A 17,881-nucleotide genomic window follows, 5' to 3' on the forward strand; every position below is an offset into this window, starting at 1 on the left:
TAAATAGAAAAATAATGTTTTTATAATTTTTTTGCGGTTCTTTTTAGTCTTCCTTTAATTTTCGTTTAGCAAATTGCAGCAACAGCCACAGTCCGATCGCAGTGGCAATGAGCGCCATAATCATAAAAATAACTACATAAACCAGACATACTAAGGTTATTATTTCCATAATTTCCATTTTTTTACCTCATATTTAATAAACAACATTAAAACAGTGATGTTCTTTTCTATTTTAGCGAGATGTGTCTAGAAAATTAGTATTTATAATAAAATATATTTGTGCGCATTTTTTACGGCATCGTTTAAATTTGACAAGTCTTTTGACCCGCCTTGAGCAAAATCAGGTTTCCCTCCGGCGGAACCGTTTATAGACGCTGCAAAAGCTTTCGCAATTTTCCCAGCATTGATTCCTTTTTGCACGCAGTCTGCTGTAGCGGATAATATAAAAGATGCTCTGTCTTCATTTTTAGAAACGATTAATAATACGGCAGACTTCAATTTTTCTTTTAATTGATCGGATATGGTTCTCAGCGCTTTTATATCTGCTTTGTCTGCAATGACAGATAAAAAGTTTATTCCGTTAATTTTTTTGACTTCTTTGGCGTAAGAATCTATCTCGCCTGATATCAGACTGCTTTTTAAAGATTTGAATTCATTTTCAAGTTTTTTATAATCGGATATATATTTATGCGCTTTATTTACAAGTTCTTCTTTTGAAGCGTTTAATATTTTCGAAGTTTTTATAATTACGGCTTCTTCATCAAGAATATAATTTTCTGCAGCTATGCCTGCAACCGCTTCTATACGCCTTACTCCTGCGGCGGCAGATGATTCCGATATGATTTTGAAAATGCCTATATCGCCGGTTCTGCTGACGTGCGTTCCGCCGCACAATTCCATTGAATAATTGCCGTCTCCGCTTTCATTCTTTATTAAAACAGTCCTTACTTCGTCGCCGTACTTTTCGCCAAATAATGCCATTGCTCCGGCATTTCGCGCTTTCGCTATTGCCATAGTTTCAATACGCACTTCTGAATTTAATCTTATAATGGAGTTGACTCTTTTTTCTATTTTAATTAAGTCGTCTTTTTTGAGCGCGGAAAAATGCGTAAAATCAAAACGAAAGTAATCTCTTGCAACTAGAGATCCCGCCTGAGTTATATGTCCGCCGAACGCTTCGCGAAGCGCTTTGTGAAGCAGATGCGCAGCCGTATGATGTCTTGCAATTTGTTTCCTGCGTTCAATGTCAATTATTGTAGATACAGCATCATTAATTTTTATTAGACCTTTTAGAACTTTTACTTTATGCACAAACAAATTTCCCGCGGGTTTGAAGATATATTCAACGATACTTTCAAAAGAGTTGTTTGCTATTTTTCCTTTGTCGTCGCTTTGACCGCCGGACTGCGCATAAAAAGAAGAGTGTGAAAGTATAATCTCGCCATTATCGCCGGTTTTTAATTCGCTGATTTCGCTGCCGTCTTTTATTAAAGCCAAAACTCTGCTTTCGCTTGCGTAATTATCGTATCCGGTAAACACCGTATCGCCTGTCTTTTTGCGCAGTATTGAATAAAAAGTTATGTCTCTTTCGCCTGATCCGCACCATGCGACCCGCGATTTTTCCTGCGCTTTTTTCTGTTCGAATTTAAATTTGTCTTCGTCAATCTCCAATCCGTTTTCAAATGCCATCTCTTTTGTTAAATCGTGCGGAAATCCGTAAGTGTCATAGAGTTTAAAGACATCTTTGCCGCTTATAATATTTATGTCTTTAGATTTGTAAGAGTTTATAATGCTGGAAAGTATTTCAGATCCTGATTCAAGCGTTTCTAGGAATTTTTCTTCTTCGGTTTTGACAATGGATCGTATATTGCTTAATTTTGACGAAAGTTCCGGATAGGCAGCCTCCATAATTTTAAGTACGTCTGAAACAAGTTCATTTATATACGGCTTATTGTATCCGTAAAATTTCCCCTGTCTTAAAGCTCTTCTTAGAATTCTTCTTAAGACATAACCTCTTCCTTCGTTTGACGGCAGTATGCCGTCTGAAATTAAAAAGGTTACCGCTCTTGAGTGATCAGCAATCATTCTCAACTTTGATATATTGCTGCCTTCATTTTTTATCTTTAAAATCTCTGCAGCATTTTCCATCACAGGCATAAACAAATCAGTGTCAAAAACGTTCTTTCTGCCGTTTACCGTCGCTGACAGTCTTTCAAGACCCATACCTGTATCGATGTTTTTTCTGGGAAGATTTTTTAATGAACCGTCAGGCTGTCTGTCAAACTGCGTGAAGACAAGGTTCCATATCTCGAGATATCTGTCACAATTGCACTCCGGACAGCATGCGGGGCTTCCACAGCCTGTCTCTTGCCCCAAATCTATTAAAATTTCTGAACACGGACCGCACGGACCTGTCTCGCCCATATTCCAAAAATTTGTTTTTTCATCCATTTTTATAATTTTGTTTGCAGGAGCGATATTCTTCCAAATCCCGGCAACTTCGTCGTCATCTTTATAAATGGTTATGTATAGTTTATCTTTGGGCAGCGACATGTTTTTTGTTAAAAATTCCCAAGCCCAAGCCGCGGCTTCCTTTTTAAAGTAATCGCCAAAAGAAAAGTTTCCGAGCATTTCAAAAAATGTAAGGTGTCTTGCGGTTGTTCCTACCTGATCGATGTCTGACGTTCTGAAACATTTCTGGCAGCTTGCTGCTCTTGTAAAAGAATCTTTACTTTGTCCCAGAAAATGCTGTTTGAACTGCACCATTCCCGAAGAAGTAAAGAGCAGCGTTTTATCCCCGGCAGGGATAAGCGAGTCAGACGGAACGACAGCGCATCCGCTGTTCTTGAAAAATCCTAAAAATTCCGCTCTGATTTTTGATGATAACTTATCCATAATATGAAAAGTGTATCAAAATTCCTCTTTTAACTCAATTTTTTGACGCGGCGTTTTTGTATTTGACCCAAGTTTTCTTCTTTATAACATAAAAAGCAGTCATAGAGAGACTGCTTACGGCATAGAGGAAAGATTGCATATAAAGCTCAGTCAGCGCACAAGTATAAAGAACTGTTTAGAAATATATAAAAAGGATTGTTAAAAAAGAGTTGAAAAAACTAAGATACTTTTAATTGTAGGATTAATGTGCTAATGACTGCCTGTCAAAAGCCGCCGCTAATCATTTCTCGACCATTGCCGACAAAAACGATGTCTCTACTCCACTCAATAACTACCGATACCAATTGTTGACAATGATGCTAGTGAAAAAAAGTTGAAAGCAGTTCCCGTAAATTATGTTTCTCCTGTCGTTAAGTTTTTAAAATAGTTGGATTAAAGTTGACATATATAAGTCTTGCATACTATGTATTTGGTAAAATCGGAGCAGAAATAGTCGGGATATTGTATGGATTGTTTCTTTGGCTTCAAGGGGTCTTATGTTTGTATATCTGTGGCTTAACTATAAATTCTATTTTAAAAAGAGTAAATTAAATAAAATTGGAGTAAAGTAAGAGAGCAAAAATTTGGTATGGCATGTGTGTGGGGAACGTCGTAAAGAAAAATATCTTAAGAATTCTATGCATGGTGCGGTTTAATGATAAGCAGATATCTAAACTTGATGCGATGTCAAAGTAGTGCGGGCTATATCTACAATATTGCGTAATATTGTTGTAGCACATTTAGAAAAAAATGCTAATATAAGTTAAAGAAGTAAATCAAACAAGACAGTTATTGCCCGTTTAATAGAAATAGTTATCCAGAAGTTATCAACAGGCTAAAGATATTGAAAAATCAATGCGAATATTGTTTTGCGTAAAAGACTATCCACATTGTTTAGAATAACTATTATTACTGTATTCAAGTTTTTAAGGATGTTTAAAGGATAACGGTAAAAGATTTGAGGGTTAATAAGTCTTTCCCAATTCAATGCGCGAGCTGTCAACTAATAGTGAATAAATATAATTGGTTGTCGTCTATGACTGTTCAGCCGTTTTATAAAACCACTTCCGAATATATGAGGTTATTATGCATGACGATGTTATTGTTGATGCGCCTTATACGTTGGACAGTAAATATAAGCAGGATAATATCTTGTCTTAAACGGCGATTTGTGGGAAAGTCACAACCGAAGTATCAGTCGTGTCTTAAAGCGTCGATAGGGTTTAGAATCGACGCTTTTCTTGCCGGCCACACGCCAAAAATTAAACCTATAAGTCCTGAAAAACAAAAAGCAAATCCTATGGAAAAAGGCGTTATATAAATTGTCCATCCGGCAAATTTACCCATTATAACCGATAATCCTGATCCAAAAAGTATGCCTATAATGCCGCCTACGCAGCATACAAAGACAGATTCAATAATAAACTGAAATAAAATATCGGCATTGTTTGCACCTATAGCTTTTCTCAAACCTATTTCTTTTGTTCTTTCAGAGACGGAAACAAACATGATATTCATTATACCTATGCCGCCGATAAGCAGACTTATGAAAGCAATGGATCCAAAAAGGTAAGTAAATGTTCGTGTCACTGAAGATAGTGTTTTCTTAATTTCCTCCATATTAATCACTCTTACGGCATCTTTTTCGTCAGCCGGTAGCCGGTGTATAAATAAAAGCCTTTTTATTATAGATTCGGAAACTTCTGACATATCCGCATCTTCCTTTACCTGTACGTCCATAAATCCTAACTCTTTAATGCCGAACATTCTGTACAGAGCAGTGTTTAAAGGAATAATAACTTTATCGTCTTCATCGCGCCACTCATTTGAACTTTTAGAAGGCAGAACTCCTATGACTTGAAAATCCGTTTTGTTAATTTTTACATATTTGCCTGTAGGGTTAAAATTTTCGTCGCCGTAAAGTTTTTTTATTACAGTCTTACCCAATACTGCAACTTTTTTCTTTTCCCTATTTTCTTCTTCTGTAAAAAATCGGCCGTCAGATATATAATAATTTTTTAAATCGGCATAATCTGCGGAAACTCCTATAAGCGTTGTATCGCAGTTTTTGCCGTTTGCAACAATAGTTAGTTGCTCTCTCCCGCAGCCGCCGCTGACAGTTCGTACGCCTGAAACGTTCCTTTTTAGATCGTCAATATCGTTAATGTTTAGTTTTAAATATTTGTCATTTTGTGAAAGACTGGGAATTACCATTAAAATATCCGGCTTTCCCAAATTTTCAATATACTTTGTAATATTTCTTTTTGCTCCATTGACGATGGCAAACATTGCTATAAGACTCGCAACTCCCATCGTAATTCCCAGTACTGATAATATAGAGCGCATTTTGTTTCCCAAGAGAGATCTTAAAGCCTCTTTAAAGTAATCTCTAAATTTTTTTACTAATGAAAAAGTGTTATGTTTAAACGTTTTCTTTTGAAAAACCGGGTTTGAACTGCTTTTTTCTGATATTTTTTTATCAGATATTATAAGTCCATCCTGTATCTTCACAATTTTTGTTGCGCAGTCGGCAAGTTCTGCCTCATGAGTAACCATTACTATCGTTATGCCTGTATTATTCAAATCTTTGAGTATTTTTATAATTTCTTTAGCGGATTTTGTATCTAAATTACCTGTCGGTTCATCTGCAAAGATTATCAATGGTTTATTTATGAGAGATCTTGCAATAGCAGCTCTCTGTTGCTGCCCGCCAGAAACTTCGCTTGGACGGTGTTTTATACGTTCTGACAAACCAACCATATCAAGCAGTTTTAAGGAATCTTCGAATTCTTCTTTGTCTTTTGAATCTGTATAAATCGCGGGCAGAGAAACGTTTTCTGAAAGTGTGAGTTTAGGTAAAAGGTTAAACTGCTGGAAAATAAATCCTAAATAGCGGTTTCTTAATGCGGCAAGTTCGTTATTGGAGTAATTTAAAGTTTCTATCCCTGCAAGTTTATAAGAACCTTCCGACGGCTTATCAAGCAGTCCCAATATGTTTAGAAGAGTGGATTTCCCGCTTCCCGACTGCCCCATAATGGCAACAAATTCGCCCTGCATAATTTCTAAATTTATGCCGTGCAGTACCGGAACATCCAGCTTTTCAAGGTGATATGTTTTCTTGAGATTTTTAATTTCTATTGCTTTCATTTTAATTTCACATTTTTGCTTATTCTAAGACGTATGTACGTATATAAATAAACTTAGGATTGTTGAATACTGTGCCGCTTAAGAATCACCTGTGCCTCAGCATAGCTTCTGCTGAAAAACGAATTTGCAAGGATAAAACTAAAAAAATAGAAATTTTAATTTTTCTCTTTGACAGGCTTGAAAGTAACAACGGTTTCATCCTGATTTAGCCCTGATAAAATCTCGGTAAATATACCGTCGCTTATCCCGGTTTTTATCTCTCTTTTCTCCAATGTAGGTTTATTTATATTTCCAGTTTTCACGGTTACGGTCTTAGTGTCCCCTATTTCGCTGATAAAAGTGTTGGCAATTGCCGGAGCATTCTTTTTGAATTCCGCTATTATCATTACCGTTACAGTCATTCCTGATTTAAAAGCCTTAGGTTTTTTTAAGGGCTTTATTCGTATTTCATATACATTAACGTTATTTAAAAGTTTTGATTCATAGGATATATGTTCTACAATGCCTTCAAAATTTTCGTCGGGATATGCGTCTAAATACATTTTAGTCCTGATACCTTTTTTAATATATCTTAAGTCAGTCTCGTCTATATATGCCTTAACTATTAAATCATCAGCCATAGCTAAAATTACTTCATTTGAAGATACGTCATGACCCGGTTCTTTCTGCCTTAAAATAATAAAACCGTCCATATAAGCAATAATAGGTGTCGGTTTATAAATGTTCTGATATTTTTCGTATTCCTGTTCGCTTATAGTTCTTGCCGCATCAACCATTGATGCTCTTTCGCTGGAACTCATCAAAATAATAATTTGCCCTTTTTTTATTTTATCCCCTTCGTTTACAAGAATTTTTTCAATTCTTCCGTTAAACGAAGACTTAACTTCAAGCCTGTTTCTAGGATTTACGACCCCGTTTTCCCTAAGTTCCAAATACAAGTTTCTGGGTGTGAGAGTCGTTTCTTTGTCTATCACCTGTTTTGACGGTTTAAATTTAAATATAAGAAATACTGCAGTTGCAACGACTGCAAGCAAGATTGTAATCAAAATAAATTTTTTCATGTTACTTCCCTTTTAAACTTTTTCCTGTGAAAGTATTCCACTCAGCTCTTTTCAAAACCGCCTCTTTTTTAGCTTCGAGCAGCTCTATTTGTGAAGAAAAATAATCTTTTTCTATTGAGTACCACTTTTCGTAATTTACGATTCCGTTTACGTATTCTTTTGCCGAGATTTCTGAAAGAAGTTTTGTAACGCTTAAATACTGCGTTTTTAAAGCAACAAGTTCATAAGCATTTGTAAGATTGTTATAATGTTCTATAGCTTCCGCTTTTAAATTATTGGCGATATTTTTTAACTCTTCAGAAGCAATTTTCAGATTGTTTGAAGCAGTTTGCATATATGCGTATCTTTTTCCGCCGTTAAAAATCGTATAGGAAATTTTTAACGATGGCAACCATTGACTAAAAAGTAGTGAGCGAAGCGAACGACTCTTTAATTGAATATTTCCTGTTAACGATGGCAACCATTGACTTTTAGCTTTTAAAGTTTGAATTTTACAGCTTTCAAGTTTATTTTGTGCGATTATAAATTCCGGAATGACAGTTATAAGACTGTCATAGTCTGGTTTTTGGGGTAACTTTTCAGAGATAGCAAGCCGTTCGTTTGTTTCCAGAATTGTTGTATAGTCGTTTCTGCCTATAGCTTTTAACAACTGTGCCGAAGCAGTTTCTATATATCTTTGCATCACTTTTAAATCATATTCTACTATTGCAAAATCAGCTTCTACTTTCCTTAGCGAAGCGATATTGACTTCGCCAGAATTATATTTAAATTCTATCATATTTTTGTTTTCTATTCTTTTTTCCTTTGCATTCTTTAACAATTCTATTTTTTCGTATAAACATATAAGATTTATATAAGCTGCATCGGCTTTATAAAGCTCATTGGAGACAATCCTAGCGTAAGACGCTTGTGCGGATTTAAATTCAGAGGCTTTAGCTTTTAGATCGCTGTATTTTTCAAATCTTTCAAAAAGCGGAATAGCAATTTCTAATGTATAAGGATAATCATCATTACACTGGAAATTGCCTATAATTTCTGGTAAAAATGACCCCAAAGAACTATTATATTCTTGTTTTGCATTATCTAATGCAAGTTTTGCAGCAGCAATGGAAGGGTTATTTTTTAAAGTCTGTATTTTAACCGTTTTCTTGTTAATTTCCTCAGCATAAACATAGAAGGTTACAATAAATAACGATAGTAAAACAACAAAGATTTTTTTCATATTTAATTAATATCTACATTTCTTAAAGTTATTACAGCTATGGATATTTACTTATTATACATTTTTTTATGATTAAAGGAAACGGAAAATCTAAAGACATTCTCAAGCCTTAGTTGCGTCGGGATATTCTGCTTCTTATTTTCATTAAGAGATTTTGTAAAAACTGCATTTGTTGTCGCTAGTCGCAGTAGCGAGGCATCGCTTACTATTGGTTAAGTTAAAATATTTTAGAAAATTATTTTGCATAAAATATTTAAATTATAGGGTTTATTTAAAACATTATATACTTTCTTTTCCATAAATAAGAAAACTACTTAACGACTTGGCAAATTTGTTTTTTTGTTGTAATTATAAGTCCGTGCTTTACCGCTTATTTGCTGTAAGGTCTGTTTAAAATCTGCCTGCTGTTAAAACAGAATGTTTGTTGTGGCAGGAGCGACTACTCTGCAACAGATTGACACTATCTTAAAATTTTAAATATAATATTAAAGATATTAGATTGCGTATAGGATTTTGGTAAAGAGGAAAAAGGGTTTATAAATATGAAAAGAACGTTTCAGCCTAATAGAGCGAGAAGAAAAAAGAAAATAGGTTTTAGGGCAAGGATGGATACGTCCGGCGGAAGGAGAATTTTGAGTGCGCGCAGAAGAAAAGGACGTAAGACGATCAGCGCATAAAACAGTTTTATGCGGGCAGAAAACAAGAAAAACTTATCAGGAAGTTTGTTCCCGGAAAACAGTGCCGGAAAAAAGTTCTCTTTTACGTATTTTGAGCGACTGCATATCCAAAAGGATTTTGACAAAATATTTAAAAATGGGTTAAGACTTGAAAATAAGAATATAAAAATTTTAGTTTATAAAAGGAATGATGGGCATATTATAAGAAGATTGGGACTTATTACAACTAAAAGGGTAGGAGCTGCCGTCATAAGAAATAGGACAAAGAGAAGATTAAGAGAAATTTTCAGAACTAATAAACATTTTTTGGAATCGGGTTTGGACTTAATTTTTATTTCCAAGCCAGGGACAGCATTGTTGGATTATGACAGTTTGAAAAAAATTATTTTAGATTTACTCAAAAGCGCAGAGTTATATAATCCGGAGTAATGTATGAAACAGATTGCGCTTTTTTTAATTAAATGTTATAAATTTATCTCGCAGTTTCTTCCATCTATATGTCGTTTCCAGCCAAGTTGTTCTACTTATGCTTATCAAGCGATAGAAACCTATGGTTTTTTTAAAGGTTCTCTTTTAACTTTTAAAAGAATTATACGTTGCCGGCCTTTTTGTGCCGGCGGTTTTGATCCTGTACCTTTGCCTAAAAAGAAAATTTAATGTTAAAAGGAAAGTCATAATGCAAAAAAATTCTATTTTATTTGTAACCTTATCGGCTTTTACGGTTTTTATATGGTATTTTTTCTTTGCTCAACCATCGGAACAGTCTTACCGGCAGATGATGCAGCTTCAAAATACAGCTGCTGTTTCAGAGAGCGGAGTGAATAAATTTAAAAATGCAGATTTAAATGAATTCCAAATAGATGATATATATGCCAAAGAAGAGCATATAAATATTGAAACCGAACAATACAAAGCCGTTTTAACAAATAAAGGGGGGGGGGTGTTGAGCTGGTCTGTTAAAGAAAAGAATGGGCAATGGGTGGATCTTGTATTTCCTGAATCAGCGCCCGTTATGGCAAATTTCCCCAATTTAACTTATAAAGTTGTTTCAAAATCCGCTGAAAAAATAGTTTTTGAATATGCATCAAAAGAAGGCTGGAAAATTACAAAAATATATAACTTGTCAGATCTTTATATGCATAATTTAAATATTTCTGTTGAAAAAAATGCTAAAACGCCTTTTCCGCAGATAGACTTAAAATGGGGTCCGGGACTAGGCACTGACAGCAAAGAATTAAAAGAGAACATCTCGTTGACAAGAGCTTTGGTTTACACTGCAGTAAAACCTAACAAACTTAAAAAACTTAAAGATAACTTTGAACCTGCTTCTCTCTGTAAATGGACGGCTGTGGACAATAGATATTTCCTTGTTGCATTTATACCTAAAAATTCGATGGATTTTGATAAAATTTTATTTTCAAGACTTGAAAAAAAGCATCCTTGTTCAGTCATACTTAAGGCAGCAGAACCTAAAGATGTTGATAAAAAAGATTATTCTGTCAACTTTTATTTAGGTCCTAAAGACTATAAATATCTAAAAACTTATGATTTAGGTCTTGAGAAAACTGTAGATTTTGGGTTCTTTGGGTTTTTAGGTAAAATTGCTTTTTCGATTTTGGTGTTTTTCTATAAACTTACGCATAACTACGGCTGGGCGATTATAATGCTTACAACTATTATACAGATTTTGGTGTTGCCGCTGACTTTAAAAAGTTTTAAATCCTCAGCAGCAATGAAACGTGTGCAGCCTGTAATAAAAGATATTCAGATGAAATATAAAGACAATCCGCAAAGGCTTAAAGCGGAAATGTTAAATATTTACCAATCTCAGAAAGTTAATCCTCTAGGCGGCTGCCTGCCTATGCTTTTACAGCTTCCTATTTTCTGGGCTTTTTTCACAATGTTGAGAAATGCTTACGAACTGAGAAATGAGGGCTGGATTTTATGGGTAAAAGATTTGTCCGCTGCAGATCAGTTTATGCAATTTGGATCTTTTAATTTGAATCTTCTTCCTTTAATGATGGGTATAGGAATGTTTTTCCAACAGAGAATGACTACAGTAACATCAGATCCTACGCAGAGAAAAATAATGTACATAATGCCTGTAATATTTACATTTATGTTCTGGTCTTTTCCATCAGGGCTTGTTCTATACTGGCTTACTAATAGTTTGATTTCAATGATAGAACAATATTTTATAATGAAAAAAGATGCAATTACTGTAAAACATATTTAATGACGCAGAGTGTCGTTAACTGTAAAAAAGAATAGTATGTACAGAGGTGTGAATAAATGTCGGAAATAGAATTTAAAGGTAAAAATGTGATGGAAGCAATAACTAATGGATTGACGCAGCTTGGCTGTAATAAAGAAGATGTGAAAATAAAAATTGTCAGTGAAGGTTCGACTGGGCTTTTTGGACTTATGGGTGCAAAACCGGCGGTTGTTTTGATATCAGTAGACGATTCTAAGTGCGGTAACAAAACATTCTTTTCGTCCGACTATAAAAAATCCGCAAAAAAATAGAATATTAAAGACTTAATGTATGAGAACAAATATCATTTAGAACAGTACTTGGAATTGAATATATGCAGAAAAGTAATTAATCTGAAAAACATATTTTTTCGTGAAGATATTTTGAGAAGAGAATATTATGGATAGGAATAAGTTGATTGCTATAGTCGGTGTTTCTGAAAATCCGGATAAGACCGGTTTTAAGATTTTTACCGATTTACTGAGAGCTGGTTTTAAAGTTGCAGCTGTCGGTATACGTGGTGGTGCGATTGCTGGAAAGAGAGTATATAAATCTTTAAAAGATTTACCAGCAAAACCCGATATGATTTTGACGGTAGTTCCGCCGGCAGGCACTGATAAAACTGTTGATGACGCGATAGATCTTGGTATAAAAGAGATTTGGATGCAGCCGGGATCTCAATCTGAAACAGCAGTACAAAGAGCAAAAGCTGTGGGAATGAAAGTAACAGAGAGTGGTTGTTTTATGTTGGTGCACGGAATATGGTAATTTAAACTTTCAGACTGTTTTTAACGTATATTTTGCAAGTTGGAGTAATCTACCGTTAAACGTTTACAGGAGATTATATAGAAATGTATATGTGTAATATATACATCACAGCTGTTCATAATGCTCTTTTATAATTTGGATAAATATGATTGTAAAAGAGAGTATATGTACAAAGTTGTGAGCAGTTTTTCTAAGAAAAGTAAGGAGATGAATAAAAAATCAAAAAAATTAAAACAAAGTCTTTTAAAGCGGTGTTATTTGATATGGATGGCGTAATAGCAGATTCAATGCCGTATCATTTTATTTCGTGGTTTGAGGTTTTAAAACAGCATAATGTAAGAATAAACCCTATGATTATTTTTGAAATGGAAGGTGCAAAGTGGGATAAAGTTATAAAACTTGCATTTAAACAGTCAGGCATACCATTATTTCAGCAGTTAACGCAAAAAATCCGCAAAAAAAGAGAACAAATTTTCAATCAGTATTTCAAGAGATATATTTTTACAGGCATACCAGAATTTATAAAATCATTGAAAAATAAGGGTGTTTTAGTAGGACTTGTCACAGGTTCTTCTTTAAAAGAAGCGCAAAAAATGCTGCCAGAATATATATACAAATTGTTTGATACAATTATTGCGGGAGATGGAGTAAAGAGAGGTAAGCCCTACCCTGATCCTTATTTAGCTGCAGCAAAAAATTTAAAAGTTTTGTCTAAAGAGTGTATGGTTATAGAAAATGCTCCGTACGGCATAAAATCCGCAAAAGCTGCAAAAATGTATTGTTGTGCTATAGCTACAAGTTTATCAGGAGATTTACTGTCAGAAGCCGATATAATATTTGATACCCACAGAGATTTATATGAATATTTTGAAGGCGATTAAAACCTCTCTGCGTTTCTTCTTATTGTAAGTATAGTCTGCCACTAAATATATTTTGAAGTTTGGAATAATGTTTATTTGTAAAACTTGTTTGCAGTTTTAAATGTTTCACGTGAAACAATGCTTTTTTTAATATGTCAAACAAAATGAAAGATAAAATAGGGGATTAAGGTCAAATTTTAAACTTTATAAATATAATTATATTACAAATGTTAAAACAAACGCATAGAATAAAGAAACCATTCTGTTAAATAGCGATATAAAAATGAAAAAGTAAGAAAGATTTTACATCAAATTAAAAACAGCTCTAAATTAAATTTAGAATTACAGTGCTGAAAGTCAAAATGGAAAAATGTTAAAAATTTTTCTAGACGTAAAATTGACAAAAAATCTTTAAAATTCAAAGACTGCAAATCTCATCTTAATAATGTTTATTATGATATTAAGTTTTCGCGTAGAAAAATCTTTCCCATATAAAATCATATTATTACTGTTGTATTTTGCATAATTAAATTCGCATATATATTTGATATAGTAGTTTAAAAGATTGTATAATTGATAATTACAGTTTTGTCTATCACACCGCAGTAATTAACTATGTTTCACGTGAAACAAATAGAGTCTAATATATAAGTTCCCGTAATATAATAGAAACTGTAAGCGGAGTTTTAAATGAGTAAGGTAATCGCAATTGCTAATCAAAAAGGCGGAGTAGGAAAAACTACGACTGCAATTAATTTTACGGCGAGTTTAGCATATATGGGGCATGAAAGTCTGTTAATTGATATGGATCCACAGAGCAACACGACAAGCGGGTTTGGTATTAATAAAAATAATCTTGAAAAGAACATATATAATGTTTTAATAAATGAGGTAGCTTTGGAAGATATACTGCAGGATACCATTATGGACCGGCTTGATATTGTGCCCGCGACCACCAGTTTAAGCGGTGCGGAAGTAGATTTGGTTAATATGTCCGACAGGGAAAAAAGACTGAAACTTGCATTAGAAAAATTTCATAAAATATATAAATACATTATTATAGATTGTCCTCCATCTTTAGGATTGCTTACAATAAATTCTTTAGTTGCAGCAGACACTGTTTTAATTCCTATGCAGTGTGAGTTTTTTTCATTAGAAGGGTTGGGACAACTTTCAGAAACGATTTCTGCATTAATGCAAAGTTATGATTTAGAGTTAGAGGGCGTTTTGTTTACAATGTTTGATTCAAGAACTAATCTTGCAGATCAGGTTGTAGAGGAAGTAAAAAAGTTCTTTAAGGAAAAAGTCTATGAAACAAAAATACCGAGAACAATAAAACTCGCCGAAGCTCCAAGTTTTGGGAAACCTGTTTTACTATATGATCCGTCAGGGAAAGGTTCTCAAGCATATATAGACTTTGCAAAAGAATTCCTTTTAAAGCAAAATATGGAGTGAAATTTAACACAGGTGTATTATCAAGGAGACATAGAGTATGCAGAAAAAAGCATTGGGTAGAGGTTTAGAATCATTAATACCGGCATTAGCTGCAAATAAAGCATCGACTGATGAAATAATAATAATAATACCATTAGATAAAATTAAATCTAACAGATTTCAGCCTAGAAATAAATTTGATGAAGTGAAGCTTCAAGAACTTGCGCGATCAATAGAAAAACACGGACTTGCACAGCCTATTTTAGTTGCCGCGTCGATAGTTCCTGGCGAATATGAGATTATTGCTGGGGAAAGGAGATACAGGGCATCTAAACTTGCAGGAAATAAAGATATAAAAGCTATAGTAAAACAATCTGCCGATGATAAGCAAAGGTTTGATTTGGCGTTGGTTGAAAATATTCAGAGGGAGAATTTAGATCCTATAGAGGAAGCAAGAGCTTTCAAAAGACTCATAGAAGAATTTGGGCATACACATGAACAAATATCAGATATTGTTGGCAAAGAGAGATCTGTGATATCAAATGCGTTAAGGCTTTTATCTCTACCTGAAGATGTGCAATTATTAATAACTGAAGATAAAATTTCACCGGGTCATGGCAAAATACTTGCCGGAATAGAAGATAAAAATAGGATAAGAGCTATTGTAGATCGAATATTAAATGAAAACCTTTCAGTTCGAGCGGTAGAAAAAATTATTTCCGAGCTTAAGCCTGAGAAAGAATCTGACGGACAGAAAAAGCAGGAAATAGAACTTATAAATTTAAAAGAAGAAATTCAAAGAAAGCTTGGCACAAAAGTCAATATTTCAGGAACAGGTAAAAAAGGCAGGATAGAAATTTATTATTATTCTTTAGAAGACTTAGAAAGAATTACAAAAGAGCTTAAATTTAGCTGTTGATAAACCTTATTTAGTTTTTTATTTAAAATTTTGATATAAAAATATATCAAAAAAACAATTTATAAAAACGTATTGAAAAATGAATATAAAACTCAAAATGTGATAATTTTGTGCTAAACAAGAAAACATATAAAACCGCTTGTGCATAAGTTGTTAATAACTTTTTGTATAGTTAAAGCATTAGATATGCATTTTAGAAATAGTTGAAAAAACTTAATTTAGATTATTCTTTGTTGTCTAAAAAAACTAATATTAAAAATATGGGAGCAGAAGCTCTTAAAAAAGTTGCTGACGCCACAGCTGCAATGCCAAACACAACGCCTCAAGAGGCAGTGAACATGAAAAGTAATATTGATATTGAAATAAACGATGAATTTAAACAAGCTTATGATTTAATAGATAAAAGCGACAATTGTGTTTTTATTACCGGAAGTGCCGGTAGCGGAAAGACCACTTTTTTACGTTATTATACGATGCGTGCAAGTAAAAAAACTGTAATTCTTGCTCCGACTGGCGTAGCGGCTCTTAACTGCGGCGGTGAAACAGTGCATTCGTTTTTTTATTTTAAACCTGATATAACTGTCTCAAAGATAAAAAAGAAAAAACTTTCTGAAAAATCTATATACAAAAAAGTTGAAACGATTATTATTGACGAAGCGTCAATGCTACGCTGCGATATTTTAGATTGTATAGATAAGTTTTTAAGATTAAACAGAGAGAAACGTCAAGAACCATTTGGCGGGGTACAAATGGTTTTTATCGGAGATTTAAAACAGTTGCCGCCTGTAGTAAAAAGGGAAGAGTATCATATATTTAATTCCGTTTACAAATCTCCTTATTTTTTAAGCGCATATTCTTTAAATAAATGTATTCTTCATACTGTGGAACTTAAAAAAATATACAGACAGAGGGACAGCAATTTTGTCGCATTGTTAAATGCAGTGCGTGACGGAACAGCAAATGATGATGAGATTGCTGAACTCAACAAAAAAGTATCGTCTCAAATTTTTAATAGACCTATGACGGTATATCTTACAACTACAAACAAAAAAGCGGCGTTTATAAATCATAAATATCTTTCAGAAATAGAATACAAACAAGTAGTTTTTACAGCGGAGACAAAAAATATAGAGGAAAATTCAAAGGTTTTCCCTGCTGAATACGAACTAGTGATAAAAAAAAATGCACAAGTGATGATGTTAAACAATGACGCAAAAAACAGATGGGTTAACGGCAGCATAGGCATAGTTGAGAATATAAAAAGCGGCGGCGACTTCGGTAAACTATCAATATGCATAAGATTTCCAAACGGGAGAGTTGAAAACGTTGAGCCGTATAAATGGGAGTTGTTTAAATATGGATGGAATGAAGAAAAAAAGCAGATAGAAACATATAGGGCGGGTTTTTTTAAACAGTATCCGTTAAGGCTTTCATGGGCAATTACAATACATAAAAGTCAGGGAAAAACTTTTGACAATGTTATTATTGATATGGAGTATGGCGCGTTTGCTCCGGGACAGTTATATGTCGCTTTAAGTCGCTGCACATCTTTTGACGGAATAACACTTTCAAGACCGCTAACCAAAAGAGATATCCTTGCTCCTGCAGTGTGGGATTGAAGTTATTTTGGATACGAAGTATTTGACTTTATAAAAACTGCAGTTATATAATCTTGAGAACTGTTAATTAATATGAAAAATAAAATACAAATTATCCGTTATTGAAATGATAAGTGTTGTCTTACTAATAAGAACTATGTATCAAGTTTCTAATTTGTTGCATAAATACATCTAAACCCAAAATAATAAATTGAAAAAACACAATAATATTGTAAAATTACGCTTCGTTAATAAAATGGAGAGATGGCCGAGTGGTTTAAGGCGCAGTCCTGGAAAGACTGTTTATTCGAAAGGGTAACTAGGGTTCGAATCCCTATCTCTCCGTATTTTAACTTTAGAGTAAAACTGACTGTTTCCGTACTCTGTTCGTTATTCGTCCCTTGCTTTTTGGTCTATTTAGGGGGGGCGAAATCTCTGAAAATTATATAAATAATGGAAAAGCCAAAGTTGAAAAACGTGTTATTGTATATAAAACAGGTGGCGAAAGTGTAAAGTGTTGTTTAAGTGTATATAAAAGATAAGAAAAGCAGAATAATATTACAGAGTTCTTTTAACAGAATATTGCCGCAGAAAAATATGACAATAATGAAAGACTATAACTGTTATGCAATAGTAGTAGTAGTATATATTAGGAATTACTTTTGTTTTTTCAATGTTCTGCTATTTTTAATCCCAGTGAAAAATGGTTAATGTTAAGTTATATGTATTTTAGTGATTTTTATAGTAGTACTTATGCAAATCTGCGAATAATTTTAGGGGATTGTGTAAACATCAAAGTATAGTTCCCTGTCGTCAGTAAGAAAGCTTGTTTCTTTATTTCTTTAAATATTATGACCCCGGTCACATAACATTTATAAAATACTTAATAATGCTAAAGGTTATCCTTAGAACACATAATGAGGCACAGCGAGTTAATGCGGTAGATTGGCTTTTATCTTAATATTATTTTTGTATTTTTAACTCAACTTTATAATTTAAAAATAATT

The 17,881-nt window shown here is 33.6% G+C and carries 14 protein-coding genes and 1 tRNA gene; 11 read left to right on the forward strand and 4 right to left on the reverse strand.

Features of this window, described 5'->3' with window-relative positions; all coding sequences use genetic code 11:
• Positions 1–261 precede the first annotated feature (261 nt).
• The 4 genes from alaS to RSTT_RS00415 all read right to left on the reverse strand — a co-directional run bounded on the left by alaS (position 262) and on the right by RSTT_RS00415 (position 8,364).
• Positions 262–2,895, reverse strand: coding sequence for an alanine--tRNA ligase (gene alaS / locus RSTT_RS00400; protein ID WP_096525279.1), 2,634 nt, complete (start codon positions 2,893–2,895; stop codon positions 262–264).
• Between the two features lie 1,233 nt (positions 2,896–4,128).
• On the reverse strand, positions 4,129–6,081 hold the full coding sequence (locus tag RSTT_RS00405) for an ABC transporter permease (protein ID WP_096525280.1): 1,953 nt from the start codon (positions 6,079–6,081) through the stop codon (positions 4,129–4,131).
• A 155-nt stretch (positions 6,082–6,236) separates the two neighbouring features.
• Entirely contained in the window at positions 6,237–7,142 is a 906-nt protein-coding gene (locus RSTT_RS00410) for an efflux RND transporter periplasmic adaptor subunit (protein WP_096525281.1), read from the reverse strand.
• 1 nt (position 7,143) lies between these two features.
• Positions 7,144–8,364, reverse strand: a complete 1,221-nt coding sequence (locus RSTT_RS00415; RefSeq protein ID WP_096525282.1) for a TolC family protein — start codon at positions 8,362–8,364, stop codon at positions 7,144–7,146.
• A 542-nt stretch (positions 8,365–8,906) separates the two neighbouring features.
• Here RSTT_RS00415 and rpmH point away from each other — a divergent pair.
• The 11 genes from rpmH to RSTT_RS00470 all read left to right on the forward strand — a co-directional run bounded on the left by rpmH (position 8,907) and on the right by RSTT_RS00470 (position 17,219).
• Complete coding sequence (gene rpmH, locus RSTT_RS00420; RefSeq protein ID WP_015423058.1) at positions 8,907–9,041, forward strand: 50S ribosomal protein L34; 135 nt, start codon at positions 8,907–8,909, stop codon at positions 9,039–9,041.
• A 9-nt stretch (positions 9,042–9,050) separates the two neighbouring features.
• Positions 9,051–9,470, forward strand: coding sequence for a ribonuclease P protein component (gene rnpA, locus RSTT_RS00425; protein WP_096525283.1), 420 nt, complete (start codon positions 9,051–9,053; stop codon positions 9,468–9,470).
• Between the two features lie 3 nt (positions 9,471–9,473).
• Complete coding sequence (yidD, locus tag RSTT_RS00430; protein WP_015423060.1) at positions 9,474–9,698, forward strand: membrane protein insertion efficiency factor YidD; 225 nt, start codon at positions 9,474–9,476, stop codon at positions 9,696–9,698.
• Between the two features lie 19 nt (positions 9,699–9,717).
• Complete coding sequence (gene yidC / locus RSTT_RS00435) at positions 9,718–11,277, forward strand: membrane protein insertase YidC (protein WP_096525284.1); 1,560 nt, start codon at positions 9,718–9,720, stop codon at positions 11,275–11,277.
• A 56-nt stretch (positions 11,278–11,333) separates the two neighbouring features.
• On the forward strand, positions 11,334–11,567 hold the full coding sequence (locus RSTT_RS00440; RefSeq protein ID WP_095558651.1) for a Jag N-terminal domain-containing protein: 234 nt from the start codon (positions 11,334–11,336) through the stop codon (positions 11,565–11,567).
• A 127-nt stretch (positions 11,568–11,694) separates the two neighbouring features.
• The gene (locus RSTT_RS00445; RefSeq protein WP_015423062.1) at positions 11,695–12,063 is read left to right on the forward strand and encodes a CoA-binding protein; all 369 of its coding nucleotides are present in this window, start codon (positions 11,695–11,697) and stop codon (positions 12,061–12,063) included.
• Between the two features lie 251 nt (positions 12,064–12,314).
• Positions 12,315–12,944: an HAD family hydrolase gene (locus RSTT_RS00450; protein WP_331712790.1), complete on the forward strand. Its 630-nt coding sequence runs from the start codon at positions 12,315–12,317 to the stop codon at positions 12,942–12,944.
• Positions 12,945–13,613: 669 nt separating this feature from the next.
• Positions 13,614–14,378 carry a ParA family protein gene (locus RSTT_RS00455; RefSeq protein WP_096525286.1) on the forward strand — a complete coding sequence of 255 codons (765 nt, stop codon included), beginning with the start codon at positions 13,614–13,616 and terminating at the stop codon, positions 14,376–14,378.
• Positions 14,379–14,415: 37 nt separating this feature from the next.
• Positions 14,416–15,276: a ParB/RepB/Spo0J family partition protein gene (locus RSTT_RS00460; protein WP_015423065.1), complete on the forward strand. Its 861-nt coding sequence runs from the start codon at positions 14,416–14,418 to the stop codon at positions 15,274–15,276.
• 203 nt (positions 15,277–15,479) lie between these two features.
• Positions 15,480–16,895 (forward strand): ATP-dependent DNA helicase, encoded by a 1,416-nt coding sequence (locus RSTT_RS00465; RefSeq protein WP_096525287.1) that lies wholly within the window; start codon positions 15,480–15,482, stop codon positions 16,893–16,895.
• Positions 16,896–17,132: 237 nt separating this feature from the next.
• Positions 17,133–17,219, forward strand: a tRNA-Ser gene (locus RSTT_RS00470).
• Positions 17,220–17,881 lie beyond the last annotated feature (662 nt).

The sequence above is a fragment of the Candidatus Endomicrobiellum trichonymphae genome (genome assembly GCF_002355835.1).
Classification (GTDB): domain Bacteria; phylum Elusimicrobiota; class Endomicrobiia; order Endomicrobiales; family Endomicrobiaceae; genus Endomicrobiellum; species Endomicrobiellum trichonymphae.